This is a genomic window from Flavobacterium kayseriense, from assembly GCF_014305095.1.
In the GTDB taxonomy this organism is placed as follows: Bacteria; Bacteroidota; Bacteroidia; order Flavobacteriales; family Flavobacteriaceae; genus Flavobacterium; species Flavobacterium kayseriense.
In genome coordinates, this window is sequence record NZ_JACRUI010000006.1 from 65,040 (window position 1) to 87,020 (window position 21,981).

Here is a 21,981-nt window from a genome sequence, read left to right on the forward strand (position 1 = left end):
ACAAATTACAAATGAGGCAATTTAATGTTTGAAAAAAAATCCTAAAGAATGCATTTAATTTGGACAAAAAAAAAGTCTCACTTGTTTTCACAGGTGAGACTTTGGGCTAAAATTGTTTTTTTTAAAGATTTAAGTCCTCTATATCATTGTGATGTACTTTTTGTTTAATAGTACCTTTATCAAGAATTACAATACTTGGATTTGCTCTTTCAATTGTTTTTAAGGCAATAGCGTCACAAGTATAATAGTCAAACGTAAGCCCGTATTTTTTTTGTGCTTTCTGTATTTCATCTAAAGAGGAATTAGTCATACCAATCACTTTATAGCCTTTTGCTTTGGCATCTTGGTTAAGTTTTTCCATTTTTTCCATTCCGCCTACTTCAGCAATAGTTAGATCGTAAGAAATTATCATAAGTAATTTTGGCTCCAGCAATAACTCATCTTTATAGTCAGAATCATCTTTCATCATGGTGAAATCATGAATAGGTGGTATGTAGCCTTCCGTTATTACTTTGTCTTTTCTATCAACAAATTCTGCACCATCAGGAAGATTCATTAAGTCGTCTTCAGAAAACTCAGTATCTACGCCGTTAACTTTGTAAATAAAAGTCATTGCCACTACTGATTTAGGTGCTCCTTCAGGAATTTCCATTCCTTTTTGTATATTATTACCTACTTTAAAAGGTCTGAAATCAATTATTGGCAAATGGTTTAATACCCAAACAGCCATAAACATACACAGTACTATACTAGCATAAGTAATTACATTTTGAACTGATTTTTCAAATAGGGGCTGAATTAGTTTTTTGTTTAAAAATAGTATAACGATTAAGACCAACAGTACTACGTCTTTGGTAAATGATTCCCATGGGGTCAGTTTCAATGCGTCTCCAAAGCAACCACAATCCTTTACCACGTCGAAGTAAGCAGAATAAAAGGTAAGGAATGTAAAAAATACAATCATTAGCAGTAGACTCCAAATAGTAAATGTGGATTTATAGCCGATTAATAGCATTACTCCTAGAATGACTTCTGCAATTACTAAAAACAAAGCTAATGACAATGCAGCTGGTACTAAAAACGGAATATTAAAAACAGGTTCACCAAAATACTCTGCTAATTTATAAGAGAAACCTATGGGGTCATTTAATTTTATTAATCCAGAAATAATGAATAGAATTCCAACAAAAATTCTAGAAAATTGAGTAATGATATTTTTCATTTATTATTTATTTTGAAGCCCGAAGCCCATTAAGATTAATGCAAAAATTGAATAGTTTATCATGTCTTGATAATTAGCATCGATACCTTCTGATACAATTGTTTTTCCTTTATTATCTTCGATTTGCTTTACGCGAAGTAGTTTTTGTAAAATTAAGTCGGTTAATGAACTTACGCGCATTTCCCTCCAAGCTTCACCATAGTCATGGTTTTTATCCTCCATTAGTTCCTTGGTAAGTTGAATTTTAGCGTCATATAGGGCAGTTGCTTTCGTTACCTCTAAGTCAGGTTGATCAACAACTCCAAGCTCTAATTGTATCAAAGCCATGATTGAATAATTGATAATACCAATAAACTCCCCTGATTCATCTTCATCTATTTTACGAATCTCGTTTTCTTGTAAGCTACGAATTCGTTGTGCCTTGATGTAAATTTGGTCTGTAAGCGACGGTAAACGTAAAATTCGCCAAGCACTGCCATAATCAGTCATTTTATTAATAAATAGGGAACGACAAATCGCCACTACGGTATCATATTCTTGAGAAGTATTCTTCATTATTGATGTATATTTGTCTAAAATTTGCTCAAAAATAGGGATAAATTTTAAAAAAGTTTAATGTTTAAAGTTTAAAGTTTCTTCAAAATAATTACTAGACTTTTGAAATAGCTAAGAATTAAAAAACTAAAATTGTAAGTAAAGAAGTTATGACTATTAATTGCAAAGGACAACTTATTGATTTATCACAACCCAAAGTAATGGGGATTTTAAATATTACACCCAACTCTTTTTTCGATGGAGGCAAGTTTACAAACGATGATGAAATACTATCTCAAGTAAAAAAAATGTTAAATGATGGAGCCACTTTCATAGATGTAGGTGCCTATTCTAGTAAACCAGGTGCTGATTTTGTTTCGGAGGAGGAGGAAATAAATCGGCTTGTCCCAGTAATTCGATTAATTTTAAAGCATTATCCAGATACCTTACTTTCTATCGATACTTTTAGGAGCGCTGTCGCAAAAGAAGCACTCGATAACGGTGCTGCGATCATTAATGATATTTCAGGAGGGAATCTAGATGAAGGAATGCTTACTGTTATTGCACAGTATAACGTGCCTTACATTGTCATGCACATGAGAGGCACACCACAAACCATGCAAAGTTTAACTAAGTACGATGATATTATAAAAGAAATGCTTTTTTATTTTTCGAGTATCATTGCAAAGGCTCGTACTTTAGGAATAAATGATTTGATTATCGATCCTGGTTTTGGTTTTGCAAAAACATTAGACCAAAATTATGAAGTTTTACGAAATTTAGAATTATTTCAGATTTTAGATTTACCTATTTTAGCAGGGATTTCAAGAAAATCTATGATCTATAAAGTATTAGATTCTAATGCAAAGGAGGCGCTTAACGGTACTACTTTTTTAAATGGATTTGCGCTTTCAAAAGGAGCCTCTATTTTGAGAGTGCACGATGTAAGAGAAGCAGTTGAAGCAGTAAAATTATATGAAAAATTAAAAAACTAAGATGAAATATTACAGTCTAATTACCTTATTTATTTTGCTATCTTGTGGAAAAAAAGAAACTGTTTTGTTGCCAAAATCAAACACTACTGTTGTTTCTGATGTTGTTGATCACTCACCGATTTACATTTTTTTTAGAACTGAAGGAAAAGATACTATAGCCGATGTTAATCGTAAAAACAGTATTATTTCGACTAATTGGATTTTAAATATTGACAGGCGTTTGCCTTTGCGATTGGTGATTCCGGAGGTAATGAAATTGCAACAAAAAAAGCGCGAAGAGAAAGCACATAAAAATGAAAATGCCGAGAATTATTACGCTTACGCTGATAGCATTGGCAAAAATATGGCTTTTATCGCATTTACAGACGTATTTTACAGCATGCAAAAGCCTTTAAGCGGAAGTCTAATTTTACATTTCAAAAAAAACTCAGATGCAGTTGTAATACACAATCAAGAAATAGCAAAGGACAGAGTAGTGGCTTACATTGAGAGTATTAATTATGCGATACAGCCAAAAATTATATTACTTTTTGATAAAAACATGAGCTTTGATGAGTATTTACAAACTAAGATAATTGTAAAAGACTTAGATACGTTTACTGAAGAAGTTCCTTTAGAATGTATTTATTAATCAGACTATTTTTAACATTTTACTGATGATGATAAGGTTCGTTTCTTAATATGGTAAAGCCTCGATACAATTGCTCAATAAAAAATAGACGCACCATTTGATGAGAAAACGTCATCAGCGAAAGAGATATTTTGCCTTGCGCTTTAGAGTAAACCGTATCTGAAAATCCGTAAGGGCCACCAATTACAAATACGAGTGTTTTGATGCCCGAGTTCATCTTTTTTTGTAATTCGTCTGAAAACCCTACACTCGAAAAGTTTTTTCCGTTTTCGTCTAATAAAATAAGTTGATCTGTTGCAGTGACTTTTGCTAGAATCAGTTCGCCTTCTTTTTCTTTTTGTTGACTTTCGGATAAGTTTTTGACGTTCTTAATATCAGGAATTATCTCTAAATCAAATTTGATGTAGAATGACAAACGTTTCGTGTAATCATCTATTAACGTTTGTAGTGCTTTATTATCGGTTTTGCCAATGGCAATTAGTTTGATGTTCATTTAGTCTACTTTATGGGAAAATTTGCTTCAAACTTAGCGAACCTTTGGTCTAAATCTTTCAGTAGTTGTTGCTTCACTTTTACCTCTTTGATAAAGCTATAATTAATACTGTTGTACACATACTGCTTAATATTTGCGTAGCTTACATCAGGATATCTTTTGGCTAACAAAACATACTGCTCCGTCATATTTGTTCGCAATATTCCGGCGTCATCAGTACTAATAACAATAGGAACATTGAATTCTTTGTATAATGTGATAGGATGACGATTTTCTTTAACCTTTAAAATAAACTCATTGCTAACTAAATTTATTTCAATCGGGATATCTTGTTTAGCCATATATTTCAGTAGTGAATACGCGCTTTTTTCATAAGCCATATCTACACCGTGACCTATTCGGTTTGCTCCCGCAATATATACAGCGTCGTTGATGTGCGTAGTTAAATCTTCCGGTTGAACTAAACCTAAAGTAAGTTCTCCAGCGTGTAGTGTGTATTTTACTTTTGGAAAAATGCTGTGGCAGTATTTAAACATGACCATATGTAACCAATAATCTTTCATGGAGGTTTCACCGTCTTCAGGCGAAACAATGTTAACTCCCGCCATTAAATTACTTGAGTCAGCTGACATAAAAGCGATTACAAGATTCTTAAATAAATCAACAGGTTCCATAAAACGTAAAACAAAATTTTGATAACGCATGGTGAAATTAGCGTCGTCAATTTTTAAATCGTTATGCATTTTTGCAACAAAGTTGGTGTTAAAATCTTGAACATCTTTCTTGGCATTGCTTTTTTGGAACGTCTTGTAAAGTGTTTCTAGAAATGCTTCAACTGCTTTTTCATCCTTATTTCCTGCTGCTTTTCTCAATTGTGAATTAAAAGGGACTAACTCGGTAGTGCTTATATTAGATGGGATTGTAGATAATTGTGTTTCAATATAACTCAAGTTCTCAGATATAGCTCTATTTTTTAGTTCTAATAAACCTTCTCCAAAATGACCGGGTAGCGTTGGACTAAACTTCCCGAATGATTCAAAAAATAGTTTATCAGAGGGATAACTAACACCATTATAGTCCTTTGCAGACCATTTTTCCATTATCTTTTGTTTGTATGCATATAGTTCTCCACGCTTGGCAATTTCTGATAAAAGTTCCCAGTTTCCTGAGCTAGGTTTTTCTTTGAGCACTTCCATTGTAGTCGTGTTTAAATAAAAATCTTCGTTTATAGCGTCCTCTAACATAGGCTCAGCATAGACAGAACCACTAAAGTGATGGTGCAAATCGCCTCCTTTGGGCATTTGACTAAAAAATGCGGTTAAAGCAGCTTCGTTGTTTCTTATTTTTTCAAAATAGGTAGTAGTTGTTTGTCCAAAGCTTAAATTTATTGTAGCCGAAAGAAGCAGAACGATATATAATTTCATAAAGTGGTTTTAGAAAGGTAAATAGTATTGTCTATGAAGTTCAATTTTGACGTCTTTTGTGAGATAGACGAACGATAACTTTAAAACGCGACAAAGATAAGAGTTTCTGAGTTAATAAAAAACAGGTAAAATTCACAGTTAATTAATAAGTAAGCTTGATGAATTGGCAAGCTGAAATTGACGTCTTGCTGTTCAATTTGCCTCAATTTTTATCAGCATCATACTTTTAGACATTTTTAAAGGTGTACTTATCAATGTGTTTTAACCTACTTAAAGCGTTATTGAAAGGCTTGCGAAGATTGTAGTTGCCGACTTTGAAGGTTTGAAGCTAGATTTTACGTTTGTTAAAGTATTTTCAATAAGTAATTTTGATCATTAGTTAGACCATGTCGCTTACATTCCCTACTAATTAAAATCTTTTAGATTTAAATATCTTACTAATGTCAACATTTCGCTATGGCTCTGTATTAAACAGGCTTTCTTTTTTTAATTCAATAACATCTTGGTTATGCGTTAGCGCATTTTCAGCACGAGAACAAGCTTGCATTGAGTGTTTCAAAGCAACTTGTTTCATATCGCAATGTTTAAAATTAGCAAGAGACTTAAGAGCTTTTTGCAATCGGATCATCACCTCGATGTTACCTGCACCATCTCTAGCAATAGGTCTAAAAGCATCTTCAAATAAATCGTCGATAGTTATTTCAGGTACTGCAATTCTATTGTAAATTTCTTCTCGTTGATTTTCTGTTTTTTGAATTTGGTCGAATAATGAAAATAATCGGACATGACTATTTATAATTTGAATTGCCGTTCCTGGATCATTTATAGCAGGTGATAACGCTCTGCTAGCTATTTCGCTTAGAGTGATACTACCAAAGCGCGGGTCATCGTCAAACGATCTAGTGTCTCCCATATTAAAGGACTTTCTAATAGCCTCTTGGTCAATTTCTCGATTTTCTTCTATTTTATTAAATTGGATAAATAGTAAAGGTATATCCAATGAAACAAATTTACCGGGCAATGCATTTATAGTAAAAATGGCATCTAAACTTTCAGCGATTTCTTGGAGTTTATCTCTGTTAATTGTTAGAATGTAACCTATGTCCTCACTAAAGACCTTTAAGTCTTTTCTATTGTTGGGATCAACTTTAATGCCTCCCATAATAGGTGCGCTTAATCTTTTTGTAATTGCTATTTGCGTGGCGTTCTCAATTAGTTTTATGGTATGCCCCATTCGACCTAATCTAGATATTCTTTCTACCCATCTTAAAAAGGTTAGAATAACCAATGTGAAAAATAGTAAAGTTAAAATAAACAAGGTAAATAGCCCTGCCTTTCCATAGTACCCATTTTTAACAGCAATCAAGGCTACAATACTAAATATGAATGATCCGATAAATGCTGATAGTGAGTTCCTAGAAACGTCATCTGTGATTATCAGGTTAAAAGAGCGTGGTGTTGCCGTGGTACTAGCTGCTGCAAAAGCTGAAATCATCGAACCAACAGTAAAAGTTGCGATCACCAACATGCTCGAAGAAATGATATTTAGTAACTCAGTAATTGATTCTGTTTTCAAATCAGGAACTATCTCATGTAAAGTAGTTGTGTCAGCAACATGTGCTAACAGTGCTCCTAAAATCGAAATTAAACAAAATATAACGGGCCTAAACCATAGTTTTTCTTGTATCCGATGAAATATATGCGTTATGTTTTCTTTCATAAAATTAGCTTTGGTACTAAATTAGTTCATTTTATTGGAAATTACTATCGTTTTAATTAGTGATAAAATTTAGGAGAAGCATATTCTAAACAATATTCATCATTAGATTAATTTAAATTTTTGTGCCACTAGTAGGCAGTAAAGTAGTACATGTGACCTTTAGTTGTAGAGCGGGAAGGACAAAACAAATTTTCAATTCCACAAAATATATTCTACTTTAGCATTATATAAAATTCCCATAATAATGATTAGTGAAAAACAATTTAAAAACGAGTTAAATATATTAGTTGAAAATGCTATCAGAGAGGATGTAGGCGACGGAGATCATAGTTCCCTTGCATGTATACCCAAAACTGCTTCTGGTATAGCAAAGCTTTTAGTTAAAGATGAAGGGATTATTGCAGGTGTTGAATTCGCTAAATTGATTTTTCATTATGTAGATCCTTCATTAGTTATTGAAACATTTATCAACGATGGTGATTTTGTAAAGTATGGAGATGTAGTATTTCATGTAGCGGGTAGTTCTCAATCTATTTTGAAAGCGGAACGTATGGTTTTAAATTCGATGCAGCGAATGTCAGCAATTGCAACAAAAACCAATAAGTACGTACATCTGTTGTCAGGAACAAAGACTAAAATATTAGATACCCGCAAAACAACACCTGGTTTTCGGGTTGCAGAAAAATGGGCGGTAAAAATTGGAGGAGGTGAGAATCACCGTTTCGCGCTGTATGATATGATTATGTTAAAGGACAATCATATTGATTTCGCAGGAGGTATATCATTAGCGATTGCTAAAACTAAAAACTATTTGAAGGACAATAATAAAGATTTACAAATAATTGTTGAAGCAAGAAATCTAGCAGAAGTGAAAGAGATAGTTGCCGCAGGAGATGTTTACCGTATATTGCTAGATAATTTTGATTTTGATACGACTCGTGAAGCAGTTGCTTACATTGGTAACTCTTGCCTAACGGAATCATCAGGAAATATTAATGAGGAAACAATAAGGCAATATGCTGAATGTGGTGTTGATTATATTTCTTCTGGAGCATTGACACATTCCGTTTATAATATGGATCTTAGCTTGAAAGCGATTTAAAACCTTGAGAATAGGTACCAATATTTTAAAATATTATATGTACAATTGGCGATAGCAAATAATGTAATTAATGTCAGTAGAAATTGAAAATAAGATAGATAAAATTCCTGTCATTAGAAACCTAGCTCGATCTCTAAAAAAAGTGGAGTTACCGTGGTTAGAGGGATTAACTTTGTACGACTTGCTCGAACTGTACGGTATTGGTATAGCTGAAGGCGCTCTATCTAACAGGGCAGGAGCAATTGCGTTCAGCTTTTTTATGGCCTTGTTTCCTTTCGCATTATTTATTCTCAATTTAATCCCATATATCCCAATAGCGGGTTTTCAAGGTGATTTTTTAAAATTTGTCGAGGAGGGTGTTCCGCCAAATACCTTTTATGCCATCGAAAATATCATAAATGATATTCTACATAATAGTGATTCAGGCTTATTATCTACCGGTTTTCTTCTTTCCATATTTTTAATGGCAAATGGATTAAATGCTATTTTAGGAGGTTTTCAAAATTCAAAACATGTATTGATTAAACGAGGTTTTTTTAGTCAATACTTAGTAGCGATAGGAATATCAGTAGTTTTGGCACTGTTATTACTAGTGACTGTAGCGACAATAGTTACTTTTGAGATATTTATTCAAAAATTAAATGCGAATGAAGTATTAAGTGATAAGATTCCGCTCATAGTTTTTGGTCGTTATAGCTTTCTAATTTTAATGATTTTAATTACTACTTCTATTTTGTTTAAATTTGGAACTAAGCATGATAAAAGCAGGTCTTTTATATCGATAAGTTCTGTTTTTACGACGATATTAACCATTATAATTTCATATTTTTTCGGAATTTGGGTAATTCGATTTTCGAGTTACAATCAACTATATGGTTCAATTGGAACGTTGTTAATAGTTATGTTTTATATCTGGATAAACTGTATGATTTTGTTGCTTGGTTTTGAGTTGAATGCACTAATTCATAAACTTAAAAAGAAAAAAAATATTGAAATAGGTTAATTATTATTGCAGTCTTAGTGTAGTCTTCGTAGATTAGCAACAAATTAGTTATTAATATAAAATTATTAGATATGAGAAATACAATAACAGTTGCTTTGCTTTTTATGACTACGGTGTTCTTTGCTCAGAGTCAAGGCGTTTTAGGAAAATGGAAAACGATTGATGATCAAACTGGCGAGGCAAAATCGATTATTGAGATTTACGAAAAATCAGGTAAAGTTTATGGAAAGGTAGTTGAGATTTTAAATCCAGCCCGTAAAAAGGATTTATGTCAAAACTGCGAAGGTGAGGATAAAGGTAAAGCTATTTTAAACCTTGTGATTTTAAAAGGTCTTGAAAAAGATGGAGATGAGTATAATGGAGGTAAAATTACTGATCCACAAACAGGTAAGGTATACAAATGCTTAATGACCTTGGAAGAGAAAGACAAACTAAAAGTTAGAGGATATATTGGTTTTTCTTTAATAGGCCGCACACAATATTGGTACAGAGTTAAAAGTTAGTTTACTACTAATTTATTATTTTAGGATATGGACATGGGTTTGATTTGCTAATCATTCTAATGTCCATATTTATATTTCTAAATTTATTCAAATGCACTTTGTTGAAGTAATTTTACCGCTTTCTCTGGCTAAAACTTTCACTTATAAAGTTTCGGAGGCAGAATACAATTATATTAAAATTGGGATGCGTCTTGCGGTACCTTTTGGTAAAAGCAAAGTGTACACTGCATTAGCATTAAATCTGCATCAGAATAAACCAAGCTTGTATGATGCAAAGGAAATTAATCAAATTCTGGACGAGAAGCCTGTTGTGACACAAATGCAACTCAAACATTGGCAATGGATCGCATCCTACTACATGTGCGCTATTGGTGATGTATATCGAGGCGCAATGCCTTCAGCTCTTTTGCTAGAAAGTGAAACAATTATAACCCAAAAAACAAATGCTTTTATTGTTGAAAGTGATTTATCTGATGACGAATTTCTGATTTATCAAGCCCTGCAGCAACAATCCTCTCTTAAAATTCAAGATATAATAAATATTTTGAACAAAAAAAATATTTTTCCCGTCATTCAAAACTTGATAGACAAAAATATTTTAGTATTACAAGAGGAGATGCAGGAGAGTTACAAACCAAAATTGGTTCGATACATACGACTTCATCAGCAATACGATTCAAATGAAGGTTTGGGATTACTACTAGAAACATTGAAAAATGCCCAGAAGCAGAAAGAAATAGTTTTAACATACTTTCAATTACGTGCTTCTGAAAAGACCCCGATTGCTGTTAAAAGATTAATAGAAAAAGCAAATAGCAGCTCAACAGTTGTTAAGGCATTAATAGATAAAGAAATTTTTGAGGATTACCATATTCAACAAGATAGAGTTACTTTCTCTGGAATAATAAATGAAAATGAACTCCTATTAAGTGAAGTGCAAGAAAAGGCATATCTAGACATCAAAACTAGTTTAGTTCAAAAGGAAGTTTGCTTATTACATGGTGTGACTTCTAGTGGTAAAACAGAAATTTATATTAAACTAATTGAAGATTATTTATCTGCAGAGAAGCAAGTGCTTTACTTACTTCCTGAAATTGCGCTGACTACTCAATTAGTAGGTAGGTTACGTACTTATTTTGGCAATAAAGTAGCTGTCTTTCATTCTAAATACAGTAATAATGAACGAGTAGAGGTCTGGAATCAGGTTTTAAACAATAGTGATAAAGCTCAGATAGTAATAGGAGCGAGGTCGGCCTTGTTTTTGCCATTTGCAAATCTAGGATGTATTATTGTTGATGAGGAGCATGAGCAAACCTTTAAACAAATAGATCCAGCACCACGTTATCATGCTCGAGATGCAGCGATTGTTTTGGCTAGTTTTCATAACGCTAAAGTTTTGTTGGGATCAGCAACGCCCAGTATAGAAACTTTTTTTAACGCGACATCTGGAAAATTTGGATTAGTATCTATTCAAGAGCGCTATGGGAAAGTATTAATGCCTGAGATAGAATTAGTAGATTTAAAGGATAAGTACTTTCGCAAGCGAATGAATGGACATTTTAGTGATACACTAATTGAAGCTATTACAAATGCAGTTACCTTAGGAGAGCAAGTAATTTTGTTTCAAAATAGAAGAGGTTATTCGCCATTACTAGAGTGCTTGACTTGCGGCCATGTTCCACAGTGTCAGCAATGCGATGTAAGTTTAACTTATCATAAGCACAAAAATCAATTGCGTTGTCATTATTGTGGCTACTCAGTAGCTAAACCTACGCATTGTCACAGCTGCTCTAGTTTACAGCTTACCACAAAAGGGTTTGGGACAGAGCAAATTCAGCAAGAATTGACAATACTTTTTCCAGATTACAAAATTGGTAGGATGGATCAAGATACTACAAGAGGTAAATTTGGTTTTGAGAAAATAATTGATAGTTTCAAAAATAGAGAAGTTTCAATATTAGTGGGAACTCAAATGTTAGCTAAAGGACTCGACTTTGATAATGTTAGTTTGGTAGGAATAATGAATGCTGATAATATGTTGTATCATCCTGATTTTAGAGCTTTTGAAAGAAGTTTTCAAATGATGACTCAAGTTGCGGGGCGTTCTGGTAGATCAGAAAAGCAAGGAAAAGTAATTGTACAAACCTATAATCCTGAGCATAATACCATTCAGCAAGTTGCCCATGCAGATTACGCCGGAATGTATAAGGAACAATTATACGATAGACAAATCTATAAGTACCCACCTTATTTTAGAATCATAAAATTAACCTTGAAGCATAGAGATTATGATAAACTAAAGGAAGGATCAATGTGGTTGTACCAAGTAATGCAGCAAAATTTGAACATTCCAGTTTTGGGTCCTGAAGAACCCGCAATTAGCAGAATTAGAAATGAGTATATCCGTACAATAATTATCAAAATCCCAGTAACCATTTCAGTTGTAAATACAAAAAAAACTATCCAGAAAATGCTGAATAGTTTTGATGCAGTTGCTCAATATAGAGCTATTAAAGTTTCAGTAAACGTAGATTTTTACTAAAATATTTATGCGAATGATAATGCCTTTACAAGATCTTCTTTTTTATTACGGCTTAGAGGAATTTTAGTTGGACCTATTTCAGCAAATTTACTATTGAAGCGTTCTACCTTATCTATGTTAATGATGTATGATTTATGGACTCTAACAAATTTTTTCTTAGATAGATCATTCTCAAAAGCTTTCATGGTCGAAAGAACTAAATTGCTGTCTTCCTCTGTAACTACTCTTACATAGTCCCCAAAAGCTTCGATCCATTTAATTCTAGCAGTATAAATCTTTAATTTTTTCAAATTACTTTTAATGAAAATGTGCTCACCCTCTTCTTCTTTTGAATCTGTTTTAAGCAAGTGTAGGTCAAGCGCTCTTTTTACAGAAGAATTAAAACGATCAATTGCAATAGGTTTTTGCAAATAATCAGTGGCATCATAATCAAAAGCTTTCATAGCATACTCTGCTTTTGATGTAATGAAAACAATTTGTGGCTTCGTTTTTAATCCATCTAAAAAATCGAACCCACTTATAACTGGCATTTCGATATCTAGGAAAATTAAATCTACTGTATGCACAGACATGCAGCTTCTCGCTTCAATTGCATTCGAAAAATCTCCAATTAAGTGTAAATTGGGATGATTATTGACTAACTTTGCGATGATCATTCTTTGTATAGAACTATCGTCTACTACTACACAATTCAATTTCATAATTAAGTATTTAAAGATTTGGAGTAGTAAAAATACACTATATTTTTGGTTAGACCTAATGTTAATCGGCTTTTTTTACCTTACAACGAATAAACATGCTTTTTTATTGTTTGTTAAAAAATAATGATTACTTTCGCAGCCAAAATAACAAATAAATATATATTTATGAATCATTATGAAACTGTTTTCATTTTAAATCCCGTTTTATCTGATGTTCAGGTAAAGGAAACAGTAAGCAAATTTGAAGATTTTCTTACTAGTAGAGGAGCAGTAATGGTATCTAAAGAAGACTGGGGTCTTAAAAAGATGGCATACGAAATCCAAAACAAAAAATCTGGTTTTTACCATTTGTTCGAATACACTGTACCAGGTGAAGTTCTTATCGCTTTTGAAACTGAATTTAGACGTGACGAAAGAGTTATGCGTTTCTTAACTGTAAGTCTTGACAAACATGCTATCTCTTGGGCTGAAAGAAGAAGAGCAAAACTTAAATCTCAAAAAGCATAATTATCATGGCAACATTACAACAATCTGCTTCAGGAAAAAAAGACGGAGATATCAGATATCTTACTCCTTTAAATATAGAAACTAACAAACAAAAAAAATACTGTCGTTTCAAAAAATCTGGAATCAAATACATCGATTATAAAGATGGTGATTTCTTATTAAAATTTGTAAATGAGCAAGGAAAAATTCTTCCTCGTCGTTTAACTGGAACTTCATTGAAATACCAAAGAAAAGTTTCTGTAGCTGTAAAAAGAGCACGTCACTTGGCTTTAATGCCTTACGTAGCTGATTTACTTAAATAATTAAAAAAATAACAGTTGTTGGTTTTCTGAAAAATGAAACCTAACTTCTATAACAAAGGACAACAACATGGAATTGATATTAAAACAAGACGTTCAAAACTTAGGATTTAAAGATGATGTAGTATCTGTAAAAAACGGATATGGTCGTAACTTCTTAATCCCTCAAGGTTTTGCTCAATTAGCTACGGTTTCTGCAAAGAAAGTATTAGCTGAGAACTTAAAGCAAAGAGCGCACAAAGAAGCTAAAGTTGTTGCAGATGCTCAGGCATTAGCAGAAGCTTTAAAAGCTATCGAAATTAAAATCACTGCAAAAGCAGGAGGAGAAAAATTATTTGGTTCAATTACTAATATTGATATTGCTGATGCTTTAGCTAAAGGTGGTCAATCAATTGACAGAAAATTTATCACTTCTGGAATCGTAAAACGTACAGGTAAGTATACTGCAAATGTAAGACTTCACAGAGATGTGATTGTTGAATTACCTTACGAAATCGTAGCTGAATAATACAGTATTATTAGCTCACAAGTTAATGACGCTTTTAAAATCACTCTTCGGAGTGATTTTTTTTTATTTAATATAATCCTTTTTATATTTGTCTATGGGTAGTTAAGTTTTTTACTAATAGTAAGTTTTTAGCGACGTAATAGATGAATTTAACTGTAATTATAATTATGAGTGATGTAAATGCTTATGCATTTTAATCAAAAACTATTAAGATGAAATATACAAGATTAACTAAAGAGCAATTCGAAGAATTAACGCAAGAGTTCACCAATTTTTTAGCAACTCAAGCAATAGATAAAGCCGAGTGGGATAGTATTAAAGCAAACAAACCAGAAGTGGCTGAGCAAGAATTAGATGTTTTTTCTGATTTAGTTTGGGAAGGTGTTTTGTCAAAAGCTGAATACCTAGAGCATTTCTCTAAAAACCATATTTTTCTTTTCCGTTGTTTCGACACTTATGTTAATTCGATTGTGCTTAAGTCGGTAGTTCCCGAAGTGGATTTTTTGACTAAAGATGGGTTACAGTGGTTAAGTGATAATATGTTCACAGATAATATAGAAATGAAGACCGGTAAAAAAGAGTTTACAGAAGAGCGTAACAGCTCACTTTTTGCCTTGATTCAGCAAGGTGCTTTCTTAAGTGATGGTCAACTATATACTCAAATAAATACAATCATCGAGTCGTAACCGACTAGTGATAGGTTTTAAATGGTTGTTTCAGTGCATTTATTTTGACTGCTGAAACAACCATTTTTATTTTTTCAATGGGGGTCTTTTAGGGGTAAAATGATGAAATAGCAAGGAATAAAAAAAAGCTATTTTTTTAAACAAAAACTATTGAATTACCTGTGATTTTAACTTTTTATCAACTATTTTTAAGGCTAAAATAATATCTGTTAATCTATTTCTATGAGCATTCTTAAAAGCATTGAAGATTTACGTGTAGCGCTAAACAATCATAACTACAACTATTATGTTTTAGATAATCCTACCATATCTGATTATGATTTTGATCTAAAACTTAAAGAGCTTCAAGAGCTAGAAAATAAATACCCAGAGTATTTTGATCAAAACTCACCAACACAACGAGTTGGGGGAATGATAACTAAAAATTTTGAAACCGTTCCTCATGAGTATCGCATGTATTCTCTTGATAATTCCTATTCAAAGGAAGATTTACAAGATTGGCAAACACGTATTCAAAAAGTTTTAGGGAATGTAGAGTTATCATATACTTGCGAATTAAAATACGATGGAGCTTCTATTAGTATAACTTACGTAAATGGAAAATTACAACGTGCGGTGACTCGTGGCGATGGTTTTCAAGGAGATGATGTTACAAATAATATAAAAACAATTCGTTCTATCCCTTTGGAGTTAAAAGGTGATTTTCCTGCTGAATTTGCAGTAAGAGGAGAGATTATTTTACCTTTTGCAGGATTCGAAAAAATGAATCAAGAGTTAATAGAGATAGGAGAAACCCCTTATTCAAATCCTCGTAATACTGCTTCAGGAAGTTTAAAACTTCAAGATAGTGCCGAGGTAGCCAAGCGACCATTAGATTGCTTACTATATTTTTTAATTGGTAGCAACTTACCTTTTGACTCCCAATTCAAAGGACTTAATTCAGCAAGAGATTGGGGTTTTAAAGTGCCTAAAGAAGCTATATTGGCTAAAGATCTTTCTGAAGTTTTTGAGTTTATTGACTATTGGGATAAACATAGACATGAATTGCCTTATGAGACAGATGGCGTGGTTGTAAAGGTTGATAGTTTGCAATACCAAGATGAATTAGGTTACACAGCAAAATCTCCTCGTTGGGCTATGGCTTATAAGTTTAAATCTGAGCAGGTTTCGACTATTTTAAAATCAATTTCCTATCAAGTAGGACGAACAGGGGCAATAACACCAGTTGCTAATCTAGAGGCAGTTCAGCTTGCAGGAACCGTAGTAAGGCGTGCTTCGTTGCATAATGCAGATCAAATAGCAAAGCTAGATATTCGCGAAGGTGATACTGTTTTTGTAGAAAAAGGAGGAGAGATTATTCCTAAAATTATTTCGGTGGATTTATCTAAAAGAAAACTAGATTCCCAACCAACAACTTATATCGTGTCTTGTCCCGAGTGTCATACAGCATTAGTTCGTACCGAAGGCGAAGCCAATCATTACTGTCCTAATTTTTATGGTTGCCCTCCGCAGATAATTGGGCGAATTCAGCACTTTATTTCGCGTAAAGCTATGGATATTGAAGGCCTAGGTGGTGAAACAGTTGCTTTGTTGTATGCTAATGGTTTGGTTCATAATTATGCCGATTTGTATACCCTTACTGTAAGTCAAATTTTGCCCTTAGAGCGCATGGCGCAAAAATCAGCAGAAAATTTGGTCAAAGGAGTTGAGAATTCAAAAAGCATTCCTTTTGAACGGGTTTTGTATGCGTTAGGAATTCGTTATGTGGGTGAGACTGTTGCCAAAAAGCTTGCAAAGCATTATAAAAATGTAGATGCTTTAGCTCAAGCTTCTTTACTTGATTTAGTTTTAGTAGATGAAATAGGAGAACGAATTGCTCAAAGTGTAGTAGACTTTTTTGCAAATGAAGAAAATACCTCTATTATATCAAGATTAAAAGAATACGGTCTAGCTTTCGAAGTTATAGAAAAAATAAACCTTAATGCAACCGAAAAATTGTCTGGAAATACCTTTGTAGTTTCTGGAGTATTTAAAAAATTCTCAAGAGACGATCTTAAAAAAGCGATTGAAGATAATGGAGGTAAAATAGGAAGCTCTATATCAGCAAAAACAAATTACGTGGTTGCAGGAGAAAATATGGGGCCAGCTAAGTTGGAAAAAGCAAGTAAATTAAATATTACAATATTATCTGAAGAAGATTTTATAAAACTACTTGATGAGAAGTAAAATAGTACTAACCCTATATTTCGCAGCTTGCTTTTCCGCAATAGTATTTAATACTGTTGGATTGAAGCAAGGTATGTTGTGGTCAAAAGTAGTACTAATTCCAGCAATTGCATGTTATTATTTAGCTGTAGTAAATAATAAAAAAAATTGGCTTATAGGAAGCATTTTTTTGAGTTGTTACATAGGAGAAATATATGTCTTGGTAAGTTCAAAAGAATATGTTACTGTGTCTATTTTATCTTTTTTGGCTGCTTATTTTCTACTATTACTATACCTATTGCCTGATTTTTTAAAAATAAAGTGGAGTGATTACCATAACTTAATTTTAATAGTTGCAACTGCCGTTTCTCTAATTGTATTAGATTACTTTATATTGTCATTGCAATTCGAAAAATTAGAGTCTAGTTTAACTTTTTTAGCTGTATACAGTTTTTTCCTATCCGCTTTACTACTAATTTCAGTTGTGCACTATTTTAGAAGAAGTACATTAATTACTTTGAATTTGCTTATTGCTTGTCTTTTTTTCTATTTTTCAGATAGTTTTTCTATTATTGATAAATTTTATTTATCCTCTTCTGTTTTTGATTTTGTGCAAATTTCTACTCAAGTATTCTCTTATTATTTTTTAGTACAATTTTTTATACTAAAGGAATTGAAAGGAAAGGTATTAAACCAAAATAGACTTTCCTTCAGACGTTTTACTTTTACTAGAATCTAGATAAAAATCAATCCTTCCTAGGTTAATACCATAGCAGCCCACCTGATTTACGAGTACCTCTTTGCCTTCTAGATTTTTAACGACAGTAGGCCTGTCTAAGAAAGTATGTGTATGACCACCTATAATCAAATCAATGTCCTTGGTTAGAGCAGCCAATTTTAAGTCACAAATTTTATTTGGTTCATTTCTATAGCTATATCCCAAATGAGACAAACAAATCACAACATCACACTGTTGTTCTTTCTTTAATATTCGGATCATTTCTTGTGAGGCTTCCACTGGATCACTGTAGACCGTTTCTTGATACATTTTTTTATCAACTAGTCCGTCTAGTTCAATTCCTATACCAAAAACTCCAACTTTGATTCCATTTTTATTGAAAATTTTATAGGGTTTAACTAAACCATCCATTGCTGTGTTTTTGAAATCGTAGTTAGCCGATATGAATTCAAACTTTGCATGAGGCATCTGTGCATATAATCCTTGAATTCCATTGTCAAAATCATGGTTTCCTATCGTAGATAGATCGTATTGCATCATACTCATTAATTTGAATTCTAGCTCTCCTCCATAGTAATTGAAATAGGGCGTACCCTGAAAAATATCTCCTGCGTCCAGTAAAAGTACGTTTGGGTTTTCTTTTCTAATGTTTTCAATCAAAGCAGCTCTTCGAGATACTCCTCCCATGTTTGCATTACGTGGATCATCTGCAGGGAAAGGATCAATGTGACTATGAACGTCATTCGTGTGCAATATTGTTAAGTGCTTAATAGTGGTGGTCTGAAAACCAGTTAATGAACCACCAATAGTAACCAAAGCAGCGCTAGCAGCCGTCTTTTCTATAAAATCTCTTCTTTTCATGTGTGTGTTATTTGGAGCTATTTCCCGCTATTCGTTACAATCTTATTTATCTTAAAAAAGATAAATAAGGATTTTCACTGCTATCGGGGCTATAGTATTGCTTTTTGTGAGCTATAAATTTTTATTCAACAATAATCCTGCTGTCTTGCTTAGCAGTCACAGTGGTAACGTTTTTAAAATAGTCTATTAGAATATTTCTAAGTTTGTAATCTAAGTCATAGGTATGCTCCCCTTTACTAAAAAAACTCATATTGTCACCTCCGTTGGCTAAATAATCGTTAGTTCCTACGTAGTAAAGGCTATCATCTTGTAGTTGATTTCCTTGTACTAAAATGTTTTTAGCTACATTATTTTTATCAATTGTAAAGGTTAAGCCGGCGAGTGGGTGCGCTTGTCTTTCTTTTACAAAATAAGCGATTAACTCTCGAATTTCTCTTCCTCTTAAAGCGATTACAACTAAACTGTTTTCAAAGGGCATGATTTCAAATCCATTGCGTGCCGTTACATTCCCTTTGGGTAGAATGGCTCTAATTCCGCCATTGTTTAAAATACATATAGAGATACTTTTGTTTTCTCTCTTTTCAAAAACTTTGTTACCATACTCCAATACTACATCAGCCATCATGTTACCTATGGTCGATTGCAAGTTTATCGCTTTTTTATCAAGCGTCACTGGGCAGAAAGCAAGTACGCTGTCAAGATCTTTATTAATGCGTGATCTATAAGGTGATATATAGTTTTCGATAGTGTTATCATTCTCATCGGCATTAGCTGCTGTGATAGGAAGTTGCTTTCCTTCAATTCTTGTTACTGTGTAAGTACGGTTTGAACAAGAAACAATTGTAGAAAATGTTAAGAATATAACAAAAAGTTTGAAAACGTCGTTATACTTTTTTAGATTTACCATTTATAATATGACTTAAATAATTAATTTTGCAAGCAAGTAAAAATACTATGTTTTTAAATTATATAAAAGCCTTTTCTGTAAAAAGAATATTAAAAAATAGTTTGCAAAACGATAGGAGAAATCCAGATTCTAGCACTGTCAGAACCATTGGTGTTGTTGTAGAGGAAAGTAGTTTAGAGATAGTGGAGCAGCTTATTAAACGTTTTAGAGAACAGGGTATTGCAAATCAAGACATAGTAGTCATTGTATATCGAGATAAAGTAAAAAAAGGTAGCGCTGTAAGTTACCCATTATTCAGTGCAAGGGATTTAAATTGGAATGCTACATTTAGTTCAACAAATGTCAATGATTTTATAGTGACTGACTTCGATCTTTTAATAAGTTATTATGATGTAGAGAAAGCAGGACTATTATTGCTTACTAATCAATCAAATGCGAAATTTAAAGTTGGTTTAGCGTCAGTTGACAAGCGCTTAAACGATCTTATAATCAATACTACAGTTGATAATCATGTTGTTTTTACTCAGGAAATAGTCAAGTATTTAAAAATATTAAACAAATTATAATTTAATTAATCATGCAATCAATAATTGGTACCGGTGTTGCTCTTGTAACTCCATTTAGAGAAGATTTTTCAGTTGATACTGAAGCTTTACGTAGAATAGTTAATTTTTCTGTGGATGGAGGAATCGAATACCTTGTCATTTTGGGAACCACAGCAGAAAACGCTACGCTGACTGAAGAGGAAAAAGAGTTAGTGATTACTACCGTTGTAGAGTGCAATAACGGAAGATTGCCCTTAGTTTTAGGTGTAGGTGGTAATAATACTATGAAGGTGGTAGAAGAACTTCAATCAAGAGATTTCTCTCCCTTTGTGGCCATTTTGTCTGTTTCTCCTTTTTATAACAAACCAACGCAAGAAGGTATTTATCAGCATTTTAAAAGAGTTGCTGAGGCTTCTCCAGTTCCTGTAATAATCTATAATGTTCCAGGTAGGACGTCTAGTAATATGTTGCCTAAAACTGTTATGCGATTGGCTAATGATTTTGAAAATATTGTTGCTATCAAAGAAGCAGCTGGGGATATGGTACAAGCAATGCAGATTTTAAAAGATAAGCCTGAAGATTTCTTAGTAATATCGGGTGATGATATGATTGCTTTACCAATGGTTTTAGCTGGTGGTGCCGGTGTGATTTCTGTTATTGGTCAGGGTTTTCCAAAGGAATTTTCTGAGATGATACGTCTAGGATTGAATCGCAAGGTAGACGAGGCTTTCAAGAAACAATACCTTTTATCGGACTGTATTGATATGATTTTTGAACAAGGAAACCCAGCAGGTATCAAGCAAGTGTTTCAATCACTTGGTATTGCTGATAATACGGTTCGTTTACCATTAGTTTCTGTTGATGAGTCACTGTCAGAGAGAATTGATAATTTTGTTAAAAAAGTTGACAAATAGTAGCTAAATCGGGCACTTTTTTTTAACTAAAGAAATATTTTGTAGTAGCTAAATTAATAACTAAATTTGCCACCGAAACTTCGGTATGATTTTTTGTGGGTTATCATTAATCTATAAGATTAAAAAAAAATAAATAAATGAAAAAAATTGTATCTCTATTAGTTCTAATTGCTTTATTCACTTCTTGTAATGAGTATCAAAAAGCGTTGAAAAAAGAGGATATCGCTGCCAAGTTCGAAATAGGTACACAAATGTACGATGCAGGAAAGTATTCTAAGGCGATTCGATTGTTTGAACAAATTGCACCACAATATAGAGGGAAGCCTCAAGCGGAGAAATTATTTTATATGTTTTCGCAATCTTATTATAAAACAAAACAATATACTTTATCAGGATATCAGTTCGAAAGTTTTGTTTCAGGTTATCCTAAAAGTGAGAAAGTACAAGAAGCTGCTTACCTAGGTGCTAAAAGCTATTCTATGTTGTCACCAGAATATAGTTTAGATCAAACGGACACATTTAAGGCTATAGATAAATTACAAAATTTTATAGATACATATCCTAACTCAGAGTATATAGGTGAAGCAAATGAAAGCTTAAGGCTTTTGTCTGAAAAAATTGAGAAAAAAGTTTACGAAAATGCAAAAGGTTACAATACAATTTCAGATTTTAAATCTGCAATCGTAGCCTTAGATAATTTTATCATTGATTTTCCAGGAACACGTTTTAAAGAAGATGCATTGTTTTTAAAATTTGATTCAGCTTACCAATTAGGAATTAATAGTGTTCCTGCTAAAATGGAAGAGCGTTTAAATGTTGCTAAAACAGCATATTCAGGTTTAATAAAATACAAAGCAGATACAAAATATAAAGAGCAAGCAAATGAAATGATTGCTCGAGTTGAAAAAGATTTACAAAAATTTACTAAATAATTAAAGTG

The 21,981-nt window shown here is 32.7% G+C and carries 23 protein-coding genes; 15 read left to right on the forward strand and 8 right to left on the reverse strand.

Annotated elements, in window-relative coordinates; translation table 11 throughout:
- Positions 1-121: 121 nt before the first annotated feature.
- A complete protein-coding gene (locus H8R22_RS14895; protein WP_187011197.1) occupies positions 122-1,222 on the reverse strand; it encodes a BT_3928 family protein in 1,101 nt (366 codons plus the stop codon).
- A 3-nt stretch (positions 1,223-1,225) separates the two neighbouring features.
- Positions 1,226-1,777 carry a DUF1599 domain-containing protein gene (locus H8R22_RS14900; RefSeq protein WP_187011198.1) on the reverse strand — a complete coding sequence of 184 codons (552 nt, stop codon included), beginning with the start codon at positions 1,775-1,777 and terminating at the stop codon, positions 1,226-1,228.
- A 149-nt stretch (positions 1,778-1,926) separates the two neighbouring features.
- On the opposite strand from H8R22_RS14900, the gene folP reads away from it, so the two are divergent.
- Both folP and H8R22_RS14910 read left to right on the forward strand, forming a co-directional pair.
- Positions 1,927-2,751 (forward strand): dihydropteroate synthase, encoded by an 825-nt coding sequence (gene folP / locus H8R22_RS14905; RefSeq protein ID WP_187011199.1) that lies wholly within the window; start codon positions 1,927-1,929, stop codon positions 2,749-2,751.
- Position 2,752: 1 nt separating this feature from the next.
- Positions 2,753-3,382 carry a hypothetical protein gene (locus H8R22_RS14910; protein WP_187011200.1) on the forward strand — a complete coding sequence of 210 codons (630 nt, stop codon included), beginning with the start codon at positions 2,753-2,755 and terminating at the stop codon, positions 3,380-3,382.
- Positions 3,383-3,401: 19 nt separating this feature from the next.
- On the opposite strand, the gene rlmH is transcribed toward H8R22_RS14910, so the two are convergent.
- The 3 genes from rlmH to H8R22_RS14925 all read right to left on the reverse strand — a co-directional run bounded on the left by rlmH (position 3,402) and on the right by H8R22_RS14925 (position 7,019).
- Complete coding sequence (gene rlmH, locus H8R22_RS14915) at positions 3,402-3,875, reverse strand: 23S rRNA (pseudouridine(1915)-N(3))-methyltransferase RlmH (RefSeq protein WP_187011201.1); 474 nt, start codon at positions 3,873-3,875, stop codon at positions 3,402-3,404.
- Positions 3,876-3,880: 5 nt separating this feature from the next.
- Positions 3,881-5,299: an amidohydrolase family protein gene (locus H8R22_RS14920; protein WP_187011202.1), complete on the reverse strand. Its 1,419-nt coding sequence runs from the start codon at positions 5,297-5,299 to the stop codon at positions 3,881-3,883.
- A gap of 454 nt (positions 5,300-5,753) precedes the next feature.
- A complete protein-coding gene (locus tag H8R22_RS14925) occupies positions 5,754-7,019 on the reverse strand; it encodes a DUF2254 domain-containing protein (RefSeq protein WP_187011203.1) in 1,266 nt (421 codons plus the stop codon).
- Between the two features lie 244 nt (positions 7,020-7,263).
- On the opposite strand from H8R22_RS14925, the gene nadC reads away from it, so the two are divergent.
- The 4 genes from nadC to priA all read left to right on the forward strand — a co-directional run bounded on the left by nadC (position 7,264) and on the right by priA (position 12,169).
- Entirely contained in the window at positions 7,264-8,121 is an 858-nt protein-coding gene (gene nadC / locus H8R22_RS14930; protein ID WP_187011204.1) for a carboxylating nicotinate-nucleotide diphosphorylase, read from the forward strand.
- A 70-nt stretch (positions 8,122-8,191) separates the two neighbouring features.
- Complete coding sequence (locus tag H8R22_RS14935) at positions 8,192-9,124, forward strand: YihY/virulence factor BrkB family protein (protein ID WP_187011205.1); 933 nt, start codon at positions 8,192-8,194, stop codon at positions 9,122-9,124.
- Positions 9,125-9,195: 71 nt separating this feature from the next.
- Positions 9,196-9,627 carry a DUF2147 domain-containing protein gene (locus H8R22_RS14940; protein ID WP_187011206.1) on the forward strand — a complete coding sequence of 144 codons (432 nt, stop codon included), beginning with the start codon at positions 9,196-9,198 and terminating at the stop codon, positions 9,625-9,627.
- 91 nt (positions 9,628-9,718) lie between these two features.
- Positions 9,719-12,169, forward strand: a complete 2,451-nt coding sequence (gene priA / locus H8R22_RS14945) for a replication restart helicase PriA (protein ID WP_187011207.1) — start codon at positions 9,719-9,721, stop codon at positions 12,167-12,169.
- Between the two features lie 5 nt (positions 12,170-12,174).
- On the opposite strand, the gene H8R22_RS14950 is transcribed toward priA, so the two are convergent.
- Entirely contained in the window at positions 12,175-12,870 is a 696-nt protein-coding gene (locus tag H8R22_RS14950) for a LytR/AlgR family response regulator transcription factor (RefSeq protein ID WP_187011208.1), read from the reverse strand.
- A 165-nt stretch (positions 12,871-13,035) separates the two neighbouring features.
- Between H8R22_RS14950 and rpsF the strand changes: the two genes are divergently transcribed.
- The 6 genes from rpsF to H8R22_RS15735 all read left to right on the forward strand — a co-directional run bounded on the left by rpsF (position 13,036) and on the right by H8R22_RS15735 (position 17,814).
- Positions 13,036-13,377 (forward strand): 30S ribosomal protein S6, encoded by a 342-nt coding sequence (gene rpsF / locus H8R22_RS14955; protein WP_187011209.1) that lies wholly within the window; start codon positions 13,036-13,038, stop codon positions 13,375-13,377.
- A gap of 5 nt (positions 13,378-13,382) precedes the next feature.
- A complete protein-coding gene (rpsR, locus tag H8R22_RS14960) occupies positions 13,383-13,679 on the forward strand; it encodes a 30S ribosomal protein S18 (protein ID WP_073017581.1) in 297 nt (98 codons plus the stop codon).
- Positions 13,680-13,746: 67 nt separating this feature from the next.
- A complete protein-coding gene (rplI, locus tag H8R22_RS14965; protein WP_187011210.1) occupies positions 13,747-14,184 on the forward strand; it encodes a 50S ribosomal protein L9 in 438 nt (145 codons plus the stop codon).
- Positions 14,185-14,396: 212 nt separating this feature from the next.
- Entirely contained in the window at positions 14,397-14,870 is a 474-nt protein-coding gene (locus tag H8R22_RS14970) for a DUF6495 family protein (RefSeq protein WP_187011211.1), read from the forward strand.
- Between the two features lie 222 nt (positions 14,871-15,092).
- Positions 15,093-17,096, forward strand: coding sequence for an NAD-dependent DNA ligase LigA (gene ligA, locus H8R22_RS14975; RefSeq protein ID WP_187011212.1), 2,004 nt, complete (start codon positions 15,093-15,095; stop codon positions 17,094-17,096).
- Positions 17,097-17,169: 73 nt separating this feature from the next.
- Complete coding sequence (locus H8R22_RS15735) at positions 17,170-17,814, forward strand: lysoplasmalogenase family protein (RefSeq protein WP_225876041.1); 645 nt, start codon at positions 17,170-17,172, stop codon at positions 17,812-17,814.
- On the opposite strand, the gene H8R22_RS14985 is transcribed toward H8R22_RS15735, so the two are convergent.
- Positions 17,764-18,675 carry a bifunctional metallophosphatase/5'-nucleotidase gene (locus H8R22_RS14985; protein WP_187011214.1) on the reverse strand — a complete coding sequence of 304 codons (912 nt, stop codon included), beginning with the start codon at positions 18,673-18,675 and terminating at the stop codon, positions 17,764-17,766. The genes H8R22_RS15735 and H8R22_RS14985 overlap by 51 nt on opposite strands.
- Positions 18,676-18,796: 121 nt before the next feature.
- Positions 18,797-19,582 (reverse strand): 5'-nucleotidase C-terminal domain-containing protein, encoded by a 786-nt coding sequence (locus H8R22_RS14990; protein ID WP_187011215.1) that lies wholly within the window; start codon positions 19,580-19,582, stop codon positions 18,797-18,799.
- Positions 19,583-19,608: 26 nt separating this feature from the next.
- Here H8R22_RS14990 and H8R22_RS14995 point away from each other — a divergent pair, with 26 nt between their 5' ends.
- From H8R22_RS14995 to H8R22_RS15005, 3 genes are all read left to right on the forward strand, one after another.
- Positions 19,609-20,148: a DUF6913 domain-containing protein gene (locus tag H8R22_RS14995; RefSeq protein WP_225876036.1), complete on the forward strand. Its 540-nt coding sequence runs from the start codon at positions 19,609-19,611 to the stop codon at positions 20,146-20,148.
- A gap of 11 nt (positions 20,149-20,159) precedes the next feature.
- Entirely contained in the window at positions 20,160-21,041 is an 882-nt protein-coding gene (dapA, locus tag H8R22_RS15000; RefSeq protein WP_187011216.1) for a 4-hydroxy-tetrahydrodipicolinate synthase, read from the forward strand.
- A 137-nt stretch (positions 21,042-21,178) separates the two neighbouring features.
- Positions 21,179-21,973 (forward strand): outer membrane protein assembly factor BamD, encoded by a 795-nt coding sequence (locus H8R22_RS15005; protein ID WP_187011217.1) that lies wholly within the window; start codon positions 21,179-21,181, stop codon positions 21,971-21,973.
- Positions 21,974-21,981 lie beyond the last annotated feature (8 nt).